The following is an 18,067-nucleotide window of genomic DNA, read 5'->3' as shown; positions in this document are numbered from 1 at the left end:
TCAGACCTCCGTTCCGATGAGCGCCGGCGCGTCGAGGTCGGCGGGGCTGGACAGCGTGCCGCGCACGGCAGTCGCCGCCGCGACGAGCGGCGAGACGAGGTGCGTGCGACCGCCCTTGCCCTGACGGCCCTCGAAGTTGCGGTTGCTCGTCGACGCGCATCGCTCGCCCGGGGAAAGCTGGTCGGGGTTCATGCCGAGGCACATCGAGCAGCCGGCGAACCGCCATTCGGCACCGAAGTCGGTGAAGATCTTGTCGAGGCCTTCTGCCTCGGCTTGGAGGCGCACCCGCGCCGAGCCCGGCACGACCATGACCCGCACGCCGTCAGCCTTCTTGCGCCCCTCGACGACCGAGGCGAACTGCCGCAGGTCTTCGATGCGGCTGTTCGTGCACGACCCCATGAACACGGCGTCGACCGGCACCTCTTTGAGAGGCGTGCCCGCCGTGAGGTCCATGTACTCCAGGGCGCGCTCTGCGGCGGCGCGCTCGTTGGGGTCGGCGAAGTCCTCGGGCGAGGGGACGACGTCGCTGAGGGACACGCCCTGACCGGGGTTCGTCCCCCACGTCACGAAGGGTTCGAGCTCGCCGGCGTCGAGGTACACCTCGGCGTCGTAGACGGCGCCTTCATCCGAGGGCAGGGTGCGCCAGTACTCGACGGCGTCCTCCCAATCCTGGCCCTGGGGCGCGTGCGGCTTGTCTTTGACGTATGCGAACGTCGTCTCGTCGGGAGCAACCATGCCCGCTCGGGCGCCGGCCTCGATCGACATGTTGCACATCGTCATGCGCCCCTCCATCGAGAGGGAGCGCACGGCGCTGCCGCGGAACTCGAGCACGTAGCCCTGACCACCGTTGGTGCCGATCTTCGCGATGACCGCGAGGATGATGTCCTTCGCCGTGACGCCGGGCTTGAGCTCGCCCTCGACCGTGATCGCCATCGTCTTGAAAGGCTTGAGCGACAGCGTCTGGGTGGCGAGCACATGCTCGACCTCGCTCGTGCCGATGCCGAAGGCCATCGCCCCGAACGCGCCGTGGGTCGAGGTGTGCGAGTCACCGCAGACGACCGTGACGCCGGGCATCGTCAGCCCGAGCTGGGGACCGACGACGTGGACGATGCCCTGCTCCGCATCACCGAGTGAGTGCAGACGCACGCCGAACTCGGCGGCGTTTCGACGCAGCGTCTCGATCTGCGTGCGGCTCGTCGGGTCGGCGATGGGCTTGTCGATGTTGAGCGTCGGAGTGTTGTGGTCTTCGGTCGCGATCGTCAGGTCGAGGCGCCGGACGGGCCGGTTCTCGGCGCGCAGGCCGTCGAAGGCCTGGGGGCTGGTGACCTCATGGACGAGGTGCAGGTCGATGTAGATGAGGTCGGGCTCGCCGTTCTCGCCTTTGACGACGAGGTGATCGTCCCAGACCTTCTCGGCCAGGGTGCGCGGGCGATCGGGAATACCCGGAACAGTGGTGGTCATGCTGGTCGTGCTCCTTGAGATGGGGATCAAGCCCGTGAGGAACTCCGCGACGAGGGAGGCCTGGAGACTAGGACTCGTCGCGGCCGCTAAGGAGAAGTCGAGCGATCCGCATCGCTGAAGCTTAGCACCGGCGCCTGCGCCGGAAGGCGCCGGTGCGGCCTCAGCGGTCGTCGGTACGGCGGCCGTCGGCGTCGGGCTGCTCGACGGTAGGCGGAGTGCCCTTCTCGTCGGCGACGGCCGCGGCTGCGGCACCCGGGGTCGGTGCGTGACGGTCGCGCGCCGATGCGAACAGGCTCGCGATCGTCGCGACGGCCATCGCCGCGATGATGACGCCCAGCGACACCCACGTCGAGATCTCGGGCGCCCATTCGATGTGCTCGCCGCCGTTGATGAAGGGAAGCTCGTTGACGTGCATCGCGTGCAGGATGAGCTTGATGCCGATGAAGGCGAGGATGAACGCGATGCCGTAGTGCAGGTACCGCAGGCGATCGAGCAGGTCGCCGAGCAGGAAGTACAGCTGGCGAAGGCCCATGAGGGCGAAGATGTTCGCCGTGAAGACGATGAAAGCGCTCTGGGTGATCCCGAAGATCGCGGGAATCGAATCGACGGCGAAGAGCAGGTCCGTCACGCCGATCGCGGCGAAGACGATGATCATGGGGGTCCAGACCTTCTTGCCGTCGATGACGGTGCGCACCTTGTCGCCGTCGTATTCGTCGGAGATGTCGATCGTGCGGCGCAGGATGCGCACGATGAAGTTCTCGCGCTTCGCCTCGTCGTCGTGGTCGCCGCCGGGGAAGGCCTGCCGCCACGCCGTCCAGATCAGGAACGCGCCGAAGACATAGAAGATCGGGCTGAAGTTCTCGATGACGGCGGCGCCGACGAGGATGAACAGTCCGCGCAGGATGAGCGCGATGATGATGCCCACCATGAGCACCTTCTGCTGATACCGGCGAGGGACCGAGAACTGCGTCATGATCAGCACGAAGACGAAGAGGTTGTCGATCGAGAGGCTGTACTCGGTCAGCCATCCCGCGATGAACTGCCCTGCGTACTCACCGCCGGCGAAGACCCACATCAACAGCGCGAAGATGAGCGCGAGGGTGACATAGAAGACGACCCACAGGCTCGACTCCTTCGTCGAGGGGATGTGCGGACGCTTGATGATCAGCAGCAGATCGCCGATGAGGATGAGAGTCAGCACGACGAGCGAGCCGATTTCGAACCAGAGCGGGAGGACGAGGTCCATGCGGGCCTTTCGAGGGAGGGTGCGGCGGAGGACCGAAAGTCTCTCCCCGCGAGCTGATGCTCGCGTGCACACCCGGGGCCACTCTCATAGGGGCCCGTGATGACGGGTGCGCATTGACGGGATACTCCCTCTCGCGGGGACAACGATACCGCCACACACGGCAACGTGAGACGAACTGCCCGCGGGTGACACTGACATGCTGAGAGATGACGGATGCTTCGCGCGCTTCAGGCGTGCGGATTAACGACGGGCACGACGATCGACCCATCCCGCAGTGACGCGACGCTCGTGGCGCAGGCCGCGAACGGGAGCGAGCGCGCCTTCCGCACGCTGTACCGGACGTACGTCCGCCCGGTCTACTGGCTGGCGCACGGTCTGCTGGGCAACCCGGCCGATGCCGAGGACGTGACGCAGGAGACCTTCCTCGTCGCCTGGCGGAAGCTGCCGGACATGCAGCTCGCGAGCGATTCGCTGTTGCCCTGGCTGGCGACGATCTGCCGGTTCCAGTCGGCGAATCGCATGCGGATTCAGCGCCGGGACCGCGAACGCACGTCGGCCGCGGTCGAGGACACGCTGCCGTCCACCGTCGATGTCGAGCAGCAGGTGATCGCCACCGAGCTCGCGGATCGGATCCTGCGCGAGGTCGAAGGCCTCGCGCCGCTCGATCAGGACATCTTCCGGCTCTGCGCCACCGAGGGCTACGCCTATCAGGCGGCCGCCGATGAGCTCGGCGTCGCGCACGGGGTCGTCCGCAATCGTCTCTCCCGCATCCGGACGCGCCTTCGGACCGTCGTCAAGGAGAGCACATGAACACGTCACGCATCGACGCCGCGCTGCCCGAACTCAGCGAGGCCCGCATCGACGAGATCGAGGATGCCGTCTTCGCCGACATCGCGCGCGACCGCGCCGCTGCACAGGCGCGCCGTGGGCGCCGGAGTCGTCTCGGGGGCGCCGGTGCCGCCGCGGCTGCCGTCGTCGTGGTCGCCGCCCTGATCTCCCCCGCCGTCGGCAACATGTTCACCGCATCCAGCCGGCCCGACGTCGCCGGGCCGGTCATCGCCCCGGCGACCGATGGCGGAGGGTGGGCCGAGGGCGAGTCGAGCTTCTCGCGTGAGCAGCTCGCCGGTATCGAGCTGGCACCCGAGACCAACCTGCGAGGCGACGCCGTGGACACCCGCGACGTCATCACGACGGCGTCGGCCTCGGTCATAGCCGCTGACGTCGGCGACGCCGCGCGGTCGATCGGCGACGCCGCCGTCGGCCGCGGCGGCCATGTCGAGTCCATGAACGTGGGCGCGACCGCTCGGGCGCTGATCGTCGATCCGGCCACGGGTTTCGCGCAGCAGCCCTACCCCTCGATGCCGGTCGAAGGCGCCTGGGTGACGGTGCGCGTGCCCGCAGACCAGCTGACAGGGCTCCTCGACGAGCTGGCGGAGATCGGCGACGTGACGTCGTCCTCCGTGCAGAGACAGGACGTCACCGAGCAGTCGGTCGACCTGGAAGCCCGGCGGGACGCCGCGCGCGCCTCGGTCGAGCGACTCACCGAACTCATGGCGCAAGCCGGCGATCTGTCCGACCTCATCACCGCCGAGTCGGCTCTGGCTGAGCGTCAGGCCGAGGTGGAATCCATCGAGCAGCAGCTCGAGCTGCTGCAGGACCAGGTCGCGCTGTCGACGCTCACGGTGTCGCTGTCTCCGGTGACCCCCGTTGTCGAGGCTGATCCCACTGGATTCGGTGACGGGTTCGCCGCCGGCTGGAACGGGCTCGTTGCGACGCTCAACGCCATCGTCATCGCGCTTGGCTTCCTCCTCCCCTGGCTCGCCGTGCTCGGCGTCGCGGGGTGGATCGTGTGGGCCGTCGTCCGGTGGGTCACGCGCGTGCGGCGCAGCCGGGCCGGCGCGAAGACGCCCGCGGACTGAGCGAGGGCGGCACCTCGCCGGGGGTGTCCCGCCGCCGTCAATGAAGAAGGGCCCGTCCCTTCGGACGAGCCCTTCTTCATGTTGTGACCCCAGCGGGATTCGAACCCGCGTTACCGCCGTGAGAGGGCGGCGTACTAGGCCGCTATACGATGGGGCCGTTTCGCGACAACCGTTCAATTGTGCCACGGCGTCGGCTCTGTTCCAAATCGAGGCGGGAGGGGGCTCGGGCCTTGCCGCGCGGGGCCCCGCGCGATTGACTCGACGCATGCGAGTGACCAAATTCGAGCACGCCGCGCTGCGGATCGACAAGGCCGAGGGCACGCTCCTCATCGACCCGGGGTCGTTCACGCTCCCCCTCGACAACCTGTCGAAAGTCGTGGCCGTCGTGCTGACCCATGAGCACCCCGACCACTGGACGAGCGACCATCTCGACCGGGTGCGGTCCGCCGTCCCCGATGTGCCGATCTACGGACCTGAGGGCGTCGCGCACGCGGCACCCGGTTACGGGATCACCGTCGTCGCACCGGGTGACACCGTGACGGTCGATCCGTTCGTCCTGAGGTTCTTCGGTGGTACGCACAGTGTCATCCACAAGTCGATCCCCGTCGTCGACAATGTCGGCGTGCTGGTCGATGACGTCTTCTATTACCCCGGTGACTCGTACGCCGTGCCGAAGGGCGTCGATGTCGAGCTTCTGGCGGCGCCCCTCGGCGCACCCTGGCTGAAGATCGGCGACGCGATGGACTTCGTGCTCTCCGTCGCACCCCGCCGCGCGTTCGGCACGCACGACATGACGCTGTCGGTTGTCGGCCGCGACATGCACCGCGCGCGACTCGCGTGGGCGACCGAGCAGAACGGCGGAACCTTCCTCACCCTCAACCCCGGCGAGTCAACCGACGTGTGAAGCGCTCTCCCCGAACGACAACGACGGATGCCGCGGCGGCTTCGACCCGCGGCATCCGTCGTTCACTGTCGTAGAGACTACTCCGCGTCTCCTACTCCGCGTCGAGATCTGTTTCGAGCAGTGCGACGAGTTCCTCCAGCGCCTGCTCGGCACCGTCGCCCTGGGCCTTCAGCGTCACAACCGTGCCGTGCGAGGCGCCAAGACCCATGAGGGAGAGGATGCTGCCGGCGTTAAGATCCGCGCCGCCTTCGACAGCGATGGTGACGGGGATCTTCTTCTCCTGCACCGCCTGCACGAAGAGCTTTGCGGGACGAGCGTGCAGGCCGGAGCTGCTCGCGATGGTCGCCTGACGTTCTGCCATGGTCTCCCTCTCGTCGGAACTCACGCGGCCACAGCCGCGGCAGCCGAGGTCTCGGCCTGTTCGAGGCTCCTTCGGCCGACCCACTTCTTGAGGGCGACCACCAGGAGCGCACTCACGACGGTACCCGCAACAAGCGCGACCAGGAATCCCCAGACGGGGCTGATCGCGAAGAGAACCCACACCCCGCCGTGCGGCGCGAGCGATTGAACCCCGAACGCCATCGACAGGGCTCCCGTCACGGCGCCGCCCACCATCGAGGCGGGAATGACGCGCAACGGGTCGGCAGCGGCGAACGGGATCGCCCCTTCGCTGATGAACGAGGCGCCCAGCAGCCAGGCGGCGACGCCGTTCTCGCGCTCGACCGGAGTGAAGGACGACCGTGCGAGCACCGTCGAGGCGAGGGCCATCGCGAGCGGCGGCACCATGCCGGCCGTCATGACGGCCGCCATGATGAGGTACGGCGTCGGGTTGTCCTGCGAGCCCGCTCCCAGGCCCGCGACGGCGAAGGCGTACGCCACCTTGTTCACCGGCCCGCCCAGGTCGAAGCACATCATGAGCCCGAGGATCACGCCGACGACGATGATGCCCGCGCCGCCGGCGAGATTGGTGAGGCCGTCGTTCATGAGCTCCATGAGCGAGGCGATCGGACGGCCCAGCAACAGGATCATGAGACCGGATGCCACGATGGATGCCAGCAGCGGAATGATGACGACGGGCATCAGCCCGCGCAGCCAGCGAGGCGCGTCGAGGCGCCCCAGCCACCAGGCGACCGCACCGGCGAGCAGTCCGCCGATGATGCCGCCGATGAAGCCCGCGCTCATGAGAACCGCGACCGCACCCGCGACGAAGCCGGGCGCGATGCCGGGGCGGTCAGCGATCGCGAAGGCGATGTAACCCGCGAGGGCGGACACCAGGAAGCCCATCGATACGTTGCCTATCATGAACGCGACCGAACCGAGATACTGCCCGAGTGGTCCGAAGGGCGAGGTGATGTCGTCGGTCGGAAGGTTCCACAGCGCGTTCTCGGTGATGACGGTCGCGGCGTTCGCCGTCACCTCGAATCCCCCGATCGCGAAGCCGAGCGCGATCAACAGGCCGCCGCCCGCGACGAACGGGATCATGTAGCTCACGCCCGTGAGCAGGACACGCTGCAGATTCGCCCCCCACGACAGATTCGAGTTCGACGTGCTCGTCGTCGACGTGGATGCCGCGGCGGGAACCCGGGGACTGGAGGGATCCTTGGCCGCGGCGACCGCCTCGGCGATCATCTCCGCGGGCTGCTCGATGCCGCGCTTCACACCGGAGCGGACGACAGGCTTTCCGGCGAAGCGCTGCACCTCGCGGACATCGACGTCGTTCGCGAAGATGACGGCGTCGGCGTTGTCGATGATCTTCGGGTCGAGCGCTTTGTAGCCGCTCGAGCCCTGCGGCTCGACGACGAGATCCACCCCCGCCTTCTTGCCCGCGGCGGTGAGCGCGTCGGCTGCCATGAAGGTGTGCGCGATACCCGTGGCGCACGATGTGACGGCGACGATGCGCGCGGGGTGTCCGTCGATGAGGAGTGCGTCATCGACGGGAGCCGCACCTGCCCCGGCCCCGGTGGCGGTGGCGGTGGCGGCGCCTGCGTCGGCGGCAGGAGGCCTCGCGGCGGGCGCTGAGGCGGAATCCGACTCGCCGATCGCGGCGCGCACGATCTGAACGATCTCCTCGTTCGACGTGGCGGCGCGCAGGCTCCCCGTGAAGTCCTCCTGCATGAGACTGCGGGCGAGCTTCGACAGCATCGCGAGGTGCGCTTCGGCTGCCCCGTCGGGAGCGGCGATGAGGAAGACGAGGTCGGCGGGTCCGTCCGGCGCACCGAAGTCGACGCCGGGGTTCAACCGGGCGAAGGCGAGCGACGGGGTCGTCACGGCGGCACTCTTGGCGTGCGGGATCGCGATGCCGCCGGGAAGGCCCGTCTCGTCCTTCTCTTCGCGAGCCCACGCGGCGGCGAAGAGCGCGTCGGCATCGGTGGCTCTGCCCTCGCGGGCCACACGGGCCGCCAGTGCACGGATGACGGCGGCCTTGTCTGGTCCCAGGTCGATATCGAGACTGACCAGGTCAGCAGTGATGGTGTCGGACACGGTGACCTCCTGGATGGATGCTGCTTATGCGATGCGTGTGATGGGGATGTCGTCGTCGCCCAGGTCGCCGGGCGTCGGCACCTGGGTTCCTGGCAGGCGGGCGGCTGCCGAGCCATAGCGAACGGCGTTCGCCAGAGCGTCCGCAGGGACCGCCTCGGCGCTCTCGGCGAGAAGGAAACCGGCGAGCGAGCTGTCCCCGGCGCCGACCGTGCTCTGCACATGGATCCGCGGCGCCGCCGCAGCCCAGGCTCCGTGGGCGTCGATGTACACGGCCCCGGCCCCGCCGAGGGTGACGAGGGCTGCCCGCGCGCGCCTCGGCACGATCGCCCGGGCGACGTCGACGACGCTCGCAACGAGGTCACGGTCTGACAGGGGCGCCGATGCCAGCTCGGCGAGTTCGTCATCGTTGGGCTTGATCAGATCAGGATGCCCTGACGCGACGGCGGCGTGCAGGGCGGCCCCCGACGTATCGACCGCGATGCGCGGTGCTCGTTCGCCCAGCGCGTCACGGACGGCTCGGATGACGTCGACGTAGAAGTCATCGCCGACACCGGGCGGCAGCGATCCCGCGAGGACGAGCCAGCGCGCGTCCGCAGTCGCCTCGACGGTCGCGTCGATGATCGCCCGCGCCTCGGCTTCGCTCAGAGCGGCGCCGGCGAGATTGAGCTTGGTCGTGCGCCCCGAAGGATCGGTGATCGTCAGATTGGCGCGCGCGGCGCCCTCGATCGGCACCGTCCGCACCGGAACGCCCGCCGAGCGCAGCACGGCGCCGAACGGGTCGCCGTCGGCGAGCGGGAGTACGGCGAGTGTCGCTAGGCCGGCACCTTTGAGCACTCGAGCGACGTTGATGCCCTTGCCTCCGGCATCCTCTCGCTCGCCCAGCGCCTGCTGCACCTCGCCCGGCTGCAGGGGGGCACCCAGGGTGATCGTGCGATCGAGCGCGGGGTTGAGCGTCAGGGTCACGATCATGCGCACCACACCTCTACGTCGGCGCCTGCGAGAGCGGTCGCAAGCGGTTCCTGCGGCGCGACGTCGGTCACGAGCACATCGATCTCGGACAGGCCCGCGAACGACACGAGCAGGTCGCGGTCGAACTTCTCGGAATCCGCGACGACGACGACCCGGCGCGCGGCGCGGATGATCGCGGCCTTCACGGCTGCTTCTTCGGAGTCCGGCGTGCTCAGACCGAACGTCGGCGAGACCCCGTTCGTGCCGACGAAGGCGACATCGGGCCGCAGGCTGTCGATCGTGCGCACGGTCGCGGCCCCCACGGCAGCCGCCGTCGGACCGCGCACGCGTCCGCCGATCAGAGTGAGCGAGACGTTCTGCACACCCGCGATCGCGTGGGCGATGGGCAGGGCGTGCGTCACGACATCGATCGGGGCACCGGACAGACGCGGGGCGAGCTGCGTCGCGACAGCCGCTGTGGTGGTGCCGGCGTCGATGAAGAGCGAGCCTCGGAAGCCGGGCGCAATGGCCCCGAGCGCGCGCTCCGCGATCGCGGCTTTGTCGGCCGCACGGCGCCGCAGCCGGTCACTGAGGGACGGCTCGGCCGTGCTCGCGCGGTCGGTGTGCACGGCGCCCCCGTGCACGCGCCGCAGCGCCCCGGCGTCCTCGAGCACTCCGAGGTCGCGTCTTACCGTCTCGGTCGTGACGTCGAATCGACGCGCCAGCTCGACGACGCGGACGCGGCCCTCCTGCGCGATGAGCCGCTCGATCAGCGCATGGCGTTCGGTCGCGTACACGGGGCCTCCTCGACGGGGTTCCCACACGGTACAACGCAATCCCACAGAGAACAAGATCCGAAGGCGATCGGGTTTGCGGCTAGGAGAAGACGGCGAGAGCGTAGAGCACGAACACCATGAGGTGCGCACCGCCGTGGAGCGCCGTCGTCCTCCTGCCGAGGAACGACGTGACCGACAGCAGCATCGTGATCGCGAGGAGCGCCAGGTTGACGGGGCTCTCCCCGAGGACGACGGTCTGTCCCGTCAGGAGCCCGATCGTGAGCACCGCGGGGATCGTGAGGCCCACGGTGGAGACGAGAGCACCGTGACAGAGGTTGCTCACGCGCTGGATCTCGCCGATGAATGCCGCCCGGATCGTCGTGATGGTCTCGGGAAGGAAGACGATCAGCGCGATCAGGATGCCCGAAAGCGCGACGGGCGCCCCCAGGCGATGCAGTCCTTCGTCAAGCAGCGAGGCCATGTCATGCGACAGCAGCACGATGGGCGCGACGGTGAGAACGAGAACGAGCATTCGCGCGAGAACCTCGGCGCGGTGCGCTGCCAGGATCGCGCGGATATCGGCGCGCGGCAGGTCCGGCGCGGCCAGGGGCTCCGCCGGGTCACGGGCCACGAGCACTTCGCGGAAGTCATCGCGCTGCGCCCCCATCTGTCGCCACAGGAAGAACACGTACAGCACGACGGTGAGCAACAGGATCAAGACTGCCTGGCCAGGCGTATACGCGCCATCGACGCCGATGAGAGCCGGCAGCGCGAAGGCCGTCGCGAGCAGCACGACGAGCAGCGCGAGATACGCCGAGACCCCTGTCCTGTTCGGACGCAACCCGCCATGACGGATACCGCCCACCAGAAGCGCGGCGCCGACGACGAGGTTGAGGATGATCATCGACACCGCCATCACCGAGTCGCGGGCGATCGTGCGGTGCTCCCCCGGCCCGAGCATGACCGCCGAGATCAGGATGACCTCGATGACGACGATCGACAGCGTCAGCACGAGCGTGCCGTACGGGTCACCGAGCCTGCGCGCGAGGTGCTCCGCCTGCGCGACGACCCCGAACGCGCACACGACGATGACCGCGATGATCGCCGCGAGGAGCGCGAACAGGGCGGGCGTCGAGAGGTGCCCCTGCAGCATCGGGCGTAGGGCGCACAGTGTCGCGAATGCCGCCCAGCCGAGCAGGAGCGGGATGACCGCGGGCGGGGTGAGGATCGCGCGGAATAGGGAGATGACCTGCATGGTCCACTGCCTCGTCTGCGGGCCGTCCCGACGAAAGTCCTGACGAACGGGTCGTCCCGTCCGGTCTCTGCGAGGAATCCTATCGCTGTCCCCCTTCTCGCCGCGGCCCCGATCGACCAAGATCGGAACATGCGCACACCTGAGGTGCACCGGATCCGGAGGGAGAGCCGCTATGACGGGGTTCAGCGACGACGAGCGCGCCGCGATGACGCAGCGCGCCGAAGAGCTGCGAACGACGAAGGGACTCAAAGGGGCAGCCAAACTCGCGAGGGAGCTCGAAGCCTGTGTCGACGCGATCGACGCACTCGAGGGCACGGACAAGCAGATCGCCGTCGCCCTGAACGCGATCGTGATGGAGGAGGCGCCCGACCTCAACCCGAAGACGATGTACGGCTTTCCGTCGTATGCGCGCGACGGGAAGATCGTCGTGTTCTTCCAGCCCGCGTCGAAGTTCGACACCCGCTACGGCACGATCTCGTTCGATGAGGCGGCGCACCTCGACGACGGCGAGATGTGGGCGACCTCATTCGCGGTGCTCGAGATGACCGCGGCTGCAGAGAAGAAGATCCGCGCCCTCGTGAAGAAGGCGGTCAGCGCGTAGAAAGCACGAAACCCTCGGGATGACCGAGGGTTTTCGTAACTGCTGGGGTACCTGGACTCGAACCAAGAACAACGGTACCAGAAACCGCCGTGTTGCCAATTACACCATACCCCACCGTCACGCGGCAGAGCCGCGCACAAGGATCGAGTTTAGCCCGCAATCGCGCCTAAACCAAACCGGCGTGTCTCACCCGATCTTGTCGACGAGAGCGCCCAGGCGACGGATCGATTCCGCCTTGCCCAGCAGCTCCATCGACTCGAAGAGCGGCGGTGAGATGCGGCGTCCGCTGATGGCGACCCGAGGCGGCCCATAGGCGACGCGGGGCTTGAGGCCGAGGCCCTCGATGAGCGCGGACGACAGCGCCTCTTGCACGGCTGCGGCTGTGAAATCGGTCTCGGGGACCAGCTCGAGAGCACCGACGGATGCCACCAGCACCTCGCCCGCGTTCGCAGGAAGACCCTTCAGCGCATCCTCGGCGTACTCGATCTCGTTCGTGAAGAGGAAGCCGAGCAGGCCCGGCACCTCGCCGAGCAGCTGCACGCGCTCCTGCACGAGAGGGGCGGCTTCGGCGAGCAGTGCGAGCTCGCTCGGTGTCGGCGGGTTGGTGAGCACCCCGGCGTCCACCAGATACGGCACGATGCGCTCGGCGAAATCGGCCGGCTGCAGCATCCGGATGTGGTCGCCGTTGATCGACTCGGCCTTCTTCTGGTCGAAACGTGCCGGGTTCGGATTGACATCGGCGATGTCGAAGGCGGCGATGAACTCGTCGAGCGAGAAGATGTCGCGGTCCGGGCCGATCGACCAGCCGAGGAGGGCCAGGTAGTTCAGCAGGCCCTCGTGGATGAAGCCCTTCTCGCGCTGCAGGAAGAGGTCTGCCTGGGGATCGCGCTTGGAGAGCTTCTTCGTGCCCGTCTCGCCGAGCACGAGCGGCATGTGCCCGAAGCGCGGCACGAAGGTCGTGACACCGGCGTCGATGAGCGCGCTGTACAGCGCGAGCTGACGGGCCGTGGAGGGCATGAGGTCTTCGCCGCGGATGACATGCGTGATGCCCATGAGTGCATCGTCGACGGGGTTGGTGAACGTGTAAAGGGGCTGACCGCCCGCACGGACGATGACGAAGTCAGGGAAGGATCCCGCGGGGAAGGTCACCTCGCCACGAATCAGATCGACGTAGGTGGTGTCCGTGTCGGGCACCCGCAGGCGCCAGGCGGGCTCGCGCCCCTCGGCGCGGAAGGCCGCCTTCTGCTCGTCGGTCAGATCGCGGTCGTAGTTGTCGTAGCCGAGCTGCTTGGCCCGGCCCGCCGCGGCGTTGCGTGCATCGATCTCTTCGGCCGTCGAGTAGCTCTCGTACACGGCACCGGATGCCACGAGTCGCTGCAGCACCCCGGCGTAGATCTCGCCGCGCTCGGACTGACGGTACGGCGCGTGCGGGCCGCCGATCTCGACGCCTTCGTCCCAGTCGATCTTCAGCCACGTGAGGGCGTCGACGAGCTGCCGGTAGCTCTCTTCGCTGTCGCGCGCCGCGTCGGTGTCCTCGACGCGGAACACGAGCTTGCCCCCGGTGTGCCGGGCGTATGCCCAGTTGTAGAGGGCCGTGCGGATCATTCCGACGTGCGGAAGACCGGTGGGCGACGGGCAGAAGCGCACGCGCACGTCAGGGCCGCCGGCGGTCGTGGTGCGGGGATCGGGTGTAGAAGACATCGCCGCCCAGTCTAGTTGCGCGCGGTCCTCGCGATCGGGCCGGCGAGCGCGCGGTCGAGCGCCTCGAGCGCTGCACGGACGGACGGCACTCGCGGGGCCCCGTGAGCCGTGACGACGTGCAGCGTGCGACTCTCTCCGGCAAGCGGCAGCACGGTGAGGCCCGCCAGCAGCGGAAAGGCATCGACGGCGAGACGAGGCAGCGTCGCGACACCGATGCCCTGCGCCACGAGGCCCTCCACGGCGACGACGTTGTCGGTCTCGATCGCGATGCGCGGGGCGAAGCCGGCGCGGCCGCAGAGCTCGAGCAGGTGCCCACGGCACCGCGGGCATCCCGCGATCCACGGCTCGTCGGCGAGCGAGGCCACATCGAGCGTCTCCCCCGCCGCGGCGGCGTGCCCGCTCGGCAGCACCGCGACGAGCTCGTCCGTGCCGACGGTGCGCACCGAGAGCCCGCGTGCGCTGACGCCATGGGGGTCGTCGCGATCGCCCGGGTAGCTGAAGGTGAGCGCGATGTCGGCGCGATTCTCACGCACCGCCTCGACGGCTTCGGGCGGCTCGGCTTCGACATACGTCAGCGTCACCCCGGGGTGCCGGGCCCCCAGGTCGGCGATGAGTCGCGGCACGATCGTCGGCGAGGCCGACGGGAATCCGACGAGGCGCACGCGTCCGGAGCGGAGGCCGCGCAGTTCGGCGAGCTCCTCTGCGGCGGCATCCAGCGCCGTCGTGACGGCGGGAGCATGACGCGCGAGGATCCGGCCTGCTTCGGTGAGCCGGACGCCGCGCCCGACGCGCTCGACGAGAGCGACGCTGAGCCGCGCTTCGAGCCGTTTGAGCAGCTGGCTGACGGCGGGCTGGCTGTAGCCGAGGTGAGCGGCGGCCGCGGTGATCGACCCCTCATCGGCGATCGCCTTGACGACGCGCAGCGCGTGGACGTCGAAGTCGGTATCGGCGCTCATCGAATCGGTCACGCGAGAAGCATATGGCGCGCCTATGTCCGCACACCCTCTGCCGCATCCCGACGGCCGCACGTAAGCTCTCCCCAGACCAGGAGGACCCATGATTCGGCACCGCACAGCGGGCATCGCGGCTCTTGCCGCCGCCTTCGTTCTGAGCCTCACGGCGTGCGCCTCCGGCCCGTCGGAGCCGACGCCCCTGCCGACATCCGTCGGTTCGCTGTCCCCCGCTCCGCAGACACCGGCACCGGCCCCGTCTGTGCCCTCGTCCTCCACCCTGCCGGCCTCGTGCGACGACGTCGGCAGCGCTCAGACGCGCGCCGAGACGGTCGACCCGCTCGTGCTGCAGGGCGACGGCGAGGGATTCGTCCGTCCGGTGCCGCCGGGCGGCACCCTCGTGCTCGGATGCGACTGGTTCGGCGGCGATGCCACGGGCTATCTCGTGCTCATCAGCGAGGTCGATCCCACGGCATCCGACGCATACATCGCGTCACTCGCGAGTGACGGCTGGGAGTGCGGGCAAGGGACGGACGGCGGTGACATGTGCAGCATCACGGCGCCGAACGCGCAGTATCCCGTCGACACGGTCGAGACGGTGTTCACGCGCGGCGACCTCTGGATCTATCAATCGGCGACGAACCTCGACGGTGCCGCGCTCCTGACTGATCTGCAGGCATCTATCTGGAACTCATGACATCACATCGCGTGATGCTCATCATCCATTGACGGTCCTAGACGAATAGGTTCCGACGGCGGACGCTGGAGGCATGGACATTCTGCTCTCGGCACGCGCCGCTTTCGACGGGGGCAGCGGCTACCTTGCAGCCTGCACCGCGGGTCTGCCGCCCCGCGCCGCCCGCGACGCCGTCATTGCCGACACCACTGCGGCCGCCCGCGGTGACATCGACATCGCGGGATACTGCGACATCGTCGAGCGGTCGCGCGCCCACTTCGCCCGGCTCGTCGGTGTCGGCGCAGACCGTGTGGCGATCGGCGCGCAGGCGTCGGTATTCACGGGCCTCGTTGCGACCGCCGTCCCCGACGGCGGCGAGGTGCTCGTGCCCGAGGGAGATTTCTCGTCGGTCGTGCGGCCCTTCGCGCACGCGGGGCGCGGAATCCGCCTGCGCACCGCGCCGCTCGACGAACTCGCCGGGGCCATCACCGCGTCGACCTCGCTCGTCGCGTTCTCGATCGTGCAGTCGGCGACGGGAGACGTCGCCGATGTCGACGCGATCCTCGCGGCGGCCGGCGAGGTCGGGGCGCGCACGTTCGCCGACGCGACGCAGGCGGTCGGCTGGCTGCCGGTCGACGCCGAGCGCTACGACGCCGTCGTGTGCCACGCCTACAAATGGCTCTGCGCACCGCGCGGAGTCGCCTTTCTCGCGGTGTCGCCCCGCTTCGCGCGCGAGATGACGCCCATCTTCGCCGGGTGGTACTCCGGTGCCGACCCGTGGGTGTCGTGCTACGGACACGAGTTCGACCTCGCCGCCGACGCGCGGCGGTTCGACGTGTCGCCGGCGTGGCAGGCCTTCATCGGAGCCGAGCCGGCGCTCGCTCTGTTCGCCGGCCTCGATCGCGACGCTGCCCACGACGAGACCACCCGGCTGGCCGCCCGCTTCCGCGACGGGATGGGTCTGGCGCATCCCGCACGCGCGAGCGCGATCGTGACATGGGCGGATGCCGCGGGCGACGACCTCGCGGCCCTCGCGGCGGCGGGGATCACGGCGTCGGGGCGGGCGGGCCGCGCCCGTGTCGCCTTTCACATCTTCAACGACGATGACGACGTCGACGGGGCGCTGCTCGCACTCGGGCGCTAATCCCGCGCGGTCACGAAGCGGCCGGCCGGGGACAGCGCAACGACGGCGATGACGGCGACTCCCGCGACGAGAGCGAGTCCGCCGTAGCCGATCCACCCGAGGACGATCCCGGCGAGGATCGCGCCGGCGGCTCCGACGATACTCATCGCGAAGTCGCTGAGCCCTTGCCGTCGCGTGCGCCGCTCTTCCGAGCTCGCCTCGGTGAGCAGGGTCGAGCCGGCGACGGTCGAAGCGCTCCAGCCGAGCCCGAGCAGCACGAGGCCGACCGTCACGGCGATCGTCGATTCCTGACCGAACGACGCCGTGAGAAGCGCCGCGACGAGCAGCGCCTGGCCGACCAGGATCGTGCGCACTCGGCCGATCCGATCCGCCAGGATGCCGAAGACGGGTGCGAGGGCGTACATGCCGGCGATGTGCAGGCTGATCGTCATCCCGATCACGACGAGGTCGGCTCCGTGGTGCAGCAGGTGCACCGGTGTCATCGCCATGACCGACACCATGACGCCGTGTGTGGCCGCGACGGCGAAGATCGCGTAGCGCGCGACGCGCGGGCGGTCCGGCTTGGCGATGGGGGCACCCGCGCCCCCCGCGCGATGGGCGACGACGCGCTGGGCGAGCAGCAGCGGATCGGGACGCAGAGCGAACAGGTACAACGCGACGCCGAGCGCCTGCCCCACGATCGTGAAGATGTACGGACCCGTCAGCGCGGGCATGCCGATGAGCGACCCGAGAGCCTCACCGGGCCCGGTCAGGTTGGGCCCGAGGACCGCCCCGATCGTCGTCGCCCACACGACGATCGACAGGTCACGGCCCCGCGTGCGGTCGGTCGCGAGGTCGACGGCGGCGAACCGCGACTGCAGATTGGCGGCCTGACCGCCGCCGATGAGCAGGAACCCGGTCAGCAGGAAACCGAACGAGCCGGCACCGACGGCGGCGATGACGATCGCGACGCCGATCAGAGCGACCAGCATGCCGATCGCGAGAGAGATGCGGCGGCCGAACCGGCGGGCGAAGGCGGCCAGCGGCACGGCGACGACCGCCGTGCCGAAGGTGACCGCCGCTGCTGCGAGCCCCGAGAGCGTCTCATCGCCGGACACTTCGGCCGCCAGCACCGCGCCGAGCGAGATCGTCGCTCCGAACGCGATTCCGCCGAGGATCTGCCCGAGGGAGAGCACCCAGACCGAGCGCCGCTGGACGCGGGCTACATCGTGATCGAGGAGCGAGGATCCCTCAGGCATCCGCGGCGCGCACGGCGTTTCGCAGGACGCCCAGCCCCGTGATGTCGACTTCGACGATGTCGCCGGAGGCAAGCGGACCGACCCCGGCGGGCGTGCCGGTGAGGATGACATCGCCCGGCAGCAGCGTGAACGCCGCAGAGGCGTAGGCGATGACATCCGCCAGCGGGAAGATCATGTCGGTGAGCGGCGCCTGCTGCTTCACCTCGCCGTTCACGCGCGTCGAGAGCACGGCGTCGCCCGTCAGATCGAAATCCGTCTCGATCGCGGGGCCGAGCGGGCAGAAGGTGTCGAAGCCCTTTGCGCGCGCCCACTGTCCGTCGCTCTTCTGCAGGTCGCGTGCCGTGACATCGTTGGCGATCGTGTACCCGAAGACGTACTCGAGCGCACGCTCGGCCGGCACGTTCTTGGCGACGCGGCCGATGACGGCTGCCAGCTCGCCCTCGAAGTCGACGCGCTCCGACTGCGGCGGCATGACGATCGAGTCACCGGGTCCGATGACGGCCGTGTTCGGCTTGAAGAAAAGCAGCGGCGCCGTGGGCACGTCGTTGCCCATCTCGGCGGCGTGGTCGCGGTAGTTGCGGCCGACGCACACGATCTTCGAGCGGGGGATGACGGGGGCGAGCAGGGCGACATCGGCGAGCGGCACACGCTCACCCGTCGTGTCGAACCCGGCGAACATGGGGTCGCCGGCGAGTACGACGAGGTCGCTCTCATCGACGATGCCGAATCGGATCGTCTCGTTGTGGCGGAACCGGGCGATGCGCACG

The 18,067-nt window shown here is 69.1% G+C and carries 17 protein-coding genes and 2 tRNA genes; 6 read left to right on the top strand and 13 right to left on the bottom strand.

Annotation, left to right across the window (positions count from 1 at the left end):
• Both leuC and AC25Y0_RS11805 read right to left on the bottom strand, forming a co-directional pair.
• Window positions 1-1,461: a 3-isopropylmalate dehydratase large subunit gene (gene leuC, locus AC25Y0_RS11810; RefSeq protein WP_488134707.1), complete on the bottom strand. Its 1,461-nt coding sequence runs from the start codon at window positions 1,459-1,461 to the stop codon at window positions 1-3.
• Window positions 1,462-1,621: 160 nt separating this feature from the next.
• Window positions 1,622-2,707 (bottom strand): TerC family protein, encoded by a 1,086-nt coding sequence (locus tag AC25Y0_RS11805; protein WP_488134706.1) that lies wholly within the window; start codon window positions 2,705-2,707, stop codon window positions 1,622-1,624.
• A gap of 213 nt (window positions 2,708-2,920) precedes the next feature.
• Between AC25Y0_RS11805 and AC25Y0_RS11800 the strand changes: the two genes are divergently transcribed.
• Window positions 2,921-3,517 carry an RNA polymerase sigma factor gene (locus tag AC25Y0_RS11800; protein ID WP_488123373.1) on the top strand — a complete coding sequence of 199 codons (597 nt, stop codon included), beginning with the start codon at window positions 2,921-2,923 and terminating at the stop codon, window positions 3,515-3,517.
• Window positions 3,514-4,626: a DUF4349 domain-containing protein gene (locus AC25Y0_RS11795; protein WP_488134705.1), complete on the top strand. Its 1,113-nt coding sequence runs from the start codon at window positions 3,514-3,516 to the stop codon at window positions 4,624-4,626. Before AC25Y0_RS11800 ends, AC25Y0_RS11795 begins: the two co-directional genes overlap by 4 nt.
• 84 nt (window positions 4,627-4,710) lie before the next feature.
• Here AC25Y0_RS11795 and AC25Y0_RS11790 read toward each other — a convergent pair.
• Window positions 4,711-4,783, bottom strand: a tRNA-Glu gene (locus AC25Y0_RS11790).
• A 108-nt stretch (window positions 4,784-4,891) separates the two neighbouring features.
• Here AC25Y0_RS11790 and AC25Y0_RS11785 point away from each other — a divergent pair.
• The gene (locus tag AC25Y0_RS11785) at window positions 4,892-5,530 is read left to right on the top strand and encodes an MBL fold metallo-hydrolase (protein ID WP_488123375.1); all 639 of its coding nucleotides are present in this window, start codon (window positions 4,892-4,894) and stop codon (window positions 5,528-5,530) included.
• A gap of 91 nt (window positions 5,531-5,621) precedes the next feature.
• Here AC25Y0_RS11785 and AC25Y0_RS11780 read toward each other — a convergent pair whose 3' ends face one another.
• The 5 genes from AC25Y0_RS11780 to AC25Y0_RS11760 form a co-directional block, all read right to left on the bottom strand.
• The gene (locus AC25Y0_RS11780; protein WP_488123440.1) at window positions 5,622-5,891 is read right to left on the bottom strand and encodes an HPr family phosphocarrier protein; all 270 of its coding nucleotides are present in this window, start codon (window positions 5,889-5,891) and stop codon (window positions 5,622-5,624) included.
• A gap of 20 nt (window positions 5,892-5,911) precedes the next feature.
• Entirely contained in the window at window positions 5,912-8,011 is a 2,100-nt protein-coding gene (locus tag AC25Y0_RS11775; protein ID WP_488123376.1) for a PTS fructose transporter subunit IIABC, read from the bottom strand.
• A gap of 24 nt (window positions 8,012-8,035) precedes the next feature.
• Complete coding sequence (gene pfkB / locus AC25Y0_RS11770; RefSeq protein ID WP_488134704.1) at window positions 8,036-8,980, bottom strand: 1-phosphofructokinase; 945 nt, start codon at window positions 8,978-8,980, stop codon at window positions 8,036-8,038.
• Complete coding sequence (locus AC25Y0_RS11765) at window positions 8,977-9,756, bottom strand: DeoR/GlpR family DNA-binding transcription regulator (RefSeq protein ID WP_488123378.1); 780 nt, start codon at window positions 9,754-9,756, stop codon at window positions 8,977-8,979. Before AC25Y0_RS11765 ends, pfkB begins: the two co-directional genes overlap by 4 nt.
• A gap of 79 nt (window positions 9,757-9,835) precedes the next feature.
• The gene (locus AC25Y0_RS11760; RefSeq protein WP_488134703.1) at window positions 9,836-10,990 is read right to left on the bottom strand and encodes a calcium:cation antiporter; all 1,155 of its coding nucleotides are present in this window, start codon (window positions 10,988-10,990) and stop codon (window positions 9,836-9,838) included.
• Between the two features lie 172 nt (window positions 10,991-11,162).
• Between AC25Y0_RS11760 and AC25Y0_RS11755 the strand changes: the two genes are divergently transcribed.
• Window positions 11,163-11,591, top strand: coding sequence for a hypothetical protein (locus tag AC25Y0_RS11755; RefSeq protein WP_488123380.1), 429 nt, complete (start codon window positions 11,163-11,165; stop codon window positions 11,589-11,591).
• 42 nt (window positions 11,592-11,633) lie between these two features.
• On the opposite strand, the gene AC25Y0_RS11750 is transcribed toward AC25Y0_RS11755, so the two are convergent.
• The 3 genes from AC25Y0_RS11750 to AC25Y0_RS11740 all read right to left on the bottom strand — a co-directional run bounded on the left by AC25Y0_RS11750 (window position 11,634) and on the right by AC25Y0_RS11740 (window position 14,248).
• Window positions 11,634-11,705 (bottom strand) — tRNA-Gln (locus AC25Y0_RS11750).
• A 72-nt stretch (window positions 11,706-11,777) separates the two neighbouring features.
• Window positions 11,778-13,292: a glutamate--tRNA ligase gene (gene gltX / locus AC25Y0_RS11745; protein ID WP_488123381.1), complete on the bottom strand. Its 1,515-nt coding sequence runs from the start codon at window positions 13,290-13,292 to the stop codon at window positions 11,778-11,780.
• A gap of 11 nt (window positions 13,293-13,303) precedes the next feature.
• Window positions 13,304-14,248, bottom strand: coding sequence for a LysR family transcriptional regulator (locus tag AC25Y0_RS11740; RefSeq protein ID WP_488123441.1), 945 nt, complete (start codon window positions 14,246-14,248; stop codon window positions 13,304-13,306).
• Window positions 14,249-14,348: 100 nt separating this feature from the next.
• Between AC25Y0_RS11740 and AC25Y0_RS11735 the strand changes: the two genes are divergently transcribed.
• Entirely contained in the window at window positions 14,349-14,939 is a 591-nt protein-coding gene (locus tag AC25Y0_RS11735; protein ID WP_488123382.1) for a hypothetical protein, read from the top strand.
• Between the two features lie 73 nt (window positions 14,940-15,012).
• Window positions 15,013-16,062, top strand: coding sequence for an aminotransferase class V-fold PLP-dependent enzyme (locus AC25Y0_RS11730; RefSeq protein WP_488134702.1), 1,050 nt, complete (start codon window positions 15,013-15,015; stop codon window positions 16,060-16,062).
• On the opposite strand, the gene AC25Y0_RS11725 is transcribed toward AC25Y0_RS11730, so the two are convergent.
• Window positions 16,059-17,300, bottom strand: a complete 1,242-nt coding sequence (locus AC25Y0_RS11725; protein WP_488123384.1) for an MFS transporter — start codon at window positions 17,298-17,300, stop codon at window positions 16,059-16,061. The genes AC25Y0_RS11730 and AC25Y0_RS11725 overlap by 4 nt on opposite strands.
• The gene (locus AC25Y0_RS11720) at window positions 17,293-18,066 is read right to left on the bottom strand and encodes a fumarylacetoacetate hydrolase family protein (protein ID WP_488123385.1); all 774 of its coding nucleotides are present in this window, start codon (window positions 18,064-18,066) and stop codon (window positions 17,293-17,295) included. The genes AC25Y0_RS11725 and AC25Y0_RS11720 overlap by 8 nt, the downstream gene beginning before the upstream one ends.
• Window position 18,067 lies beyond the last annotated feature (1 nt).

This window comes from Microbacterium sp. Y547, assembly GCF_057669785.1.
The sequence above is the reverse complement of the archived record's forward strand: the minus strand, read 5'-3'. Positions and strand labels throughout refer to the sequence as shown.

Bases quoted from the DNA above. Each gene is read 5' to 3' on its own strand.
- AC25Y0_RS11755 (WP_488123380.1), top strand. From the start codon at position 11,163: ATGACGGGGTTCAGCGACGACGAGCGCGCCGCGATGACGCAGCGCGCC.
- leuC (WP_488134707.1), bottom strand. From the start codon at position 1,461: ATGACCACCACTGTTCCGGGTATTCCCGATCGCCCGCGCACCCTGGCC.
- gltX (WP_488123381.1), bottom strand. From the start codon at position 13,292: ATGTCTTCTACACCCGATCCCCGCACCACGACCGCCGGCGGCCCTGAC.
- AC25Y0_RS11730 (WP_488134702.1), top strand. From the start codon at position 15,013: ATGGACATTCTGCTCTCGGCACGCGCCGCTTTCGACGGGGGCAGCGGC.
- AC25Y0_RS11725 (WP_488123384.1), bottom strand. From the start codon at position 17,300: ATGCCTGAGGGATCCTCGCTCCTCGATCACGATGTAGCCCGCGTCCAG.
- AC25Y0_RS11760 (WP_488134703.1), bottom strand. From the start codon at position 10,990: ATGCAGGTCATCTCCCTATTCCGCGCGATCCTCACCCCGCCCGCGGTC.
- AC25Y0_RS11795 (WP_488134705.1), top strand. From the start codon at position 3,514: ATGAACACGTCACGCATCGACGCCGCGCTGCCCGAACTCAGCGAGGCC.
- AC25Y0_RS11735 (WP_488123382.1), top strand. From the start codon at position 14,349: ATGATTCGGCACCGCACAGCGGGCATCGCGGCTCTTGCCGCCGCCTTC.
- AC25Y0_RS11800 (WP_488123373.1), top strand. From the start codon at position 2,921: ATGCTTCGCGCGCTTCAGGCGTGCGGATTAACGACGGGCACGACGATC.
- AC25Y0_RS11805 (WP_488134706.1), bottom strand. From the start codon at position 2,707: ATGGACCTCGTCCTCCCGCTCTGGTTCGAAATCGGCTCGCTCGTCGTG.
- AC25Y0_RS11785 (WP_488123375.1), top strand. From the start codon at position 4,892: ATGCGAGTGACCAAATTCGAGCACGCCGCGCTGCGGATCGACAAGGCC.
- AC25Y0_RS11740 (WP_488123441.1), bottom strand. From the start codon at position 14,248: ATGAGCGCCGATACCGACTTCGACGTCCACGCGCTGCGCGTCGTCAAG.
- AC25Y0_RS11780 (WP_488123440.1), bottom strand. From the start codon at position 5,891: ATGGCAGAACGTCAGGCGACCATCGCGAGCAGCTCCGGCCTGCACGCT.
- pfkB (WP_488134704.1), bottom strand. From the start codon at position 8,980: ATGATCGTGACCCTGACGCTCAACCCCGCGCTCGATCGCACGATCACC.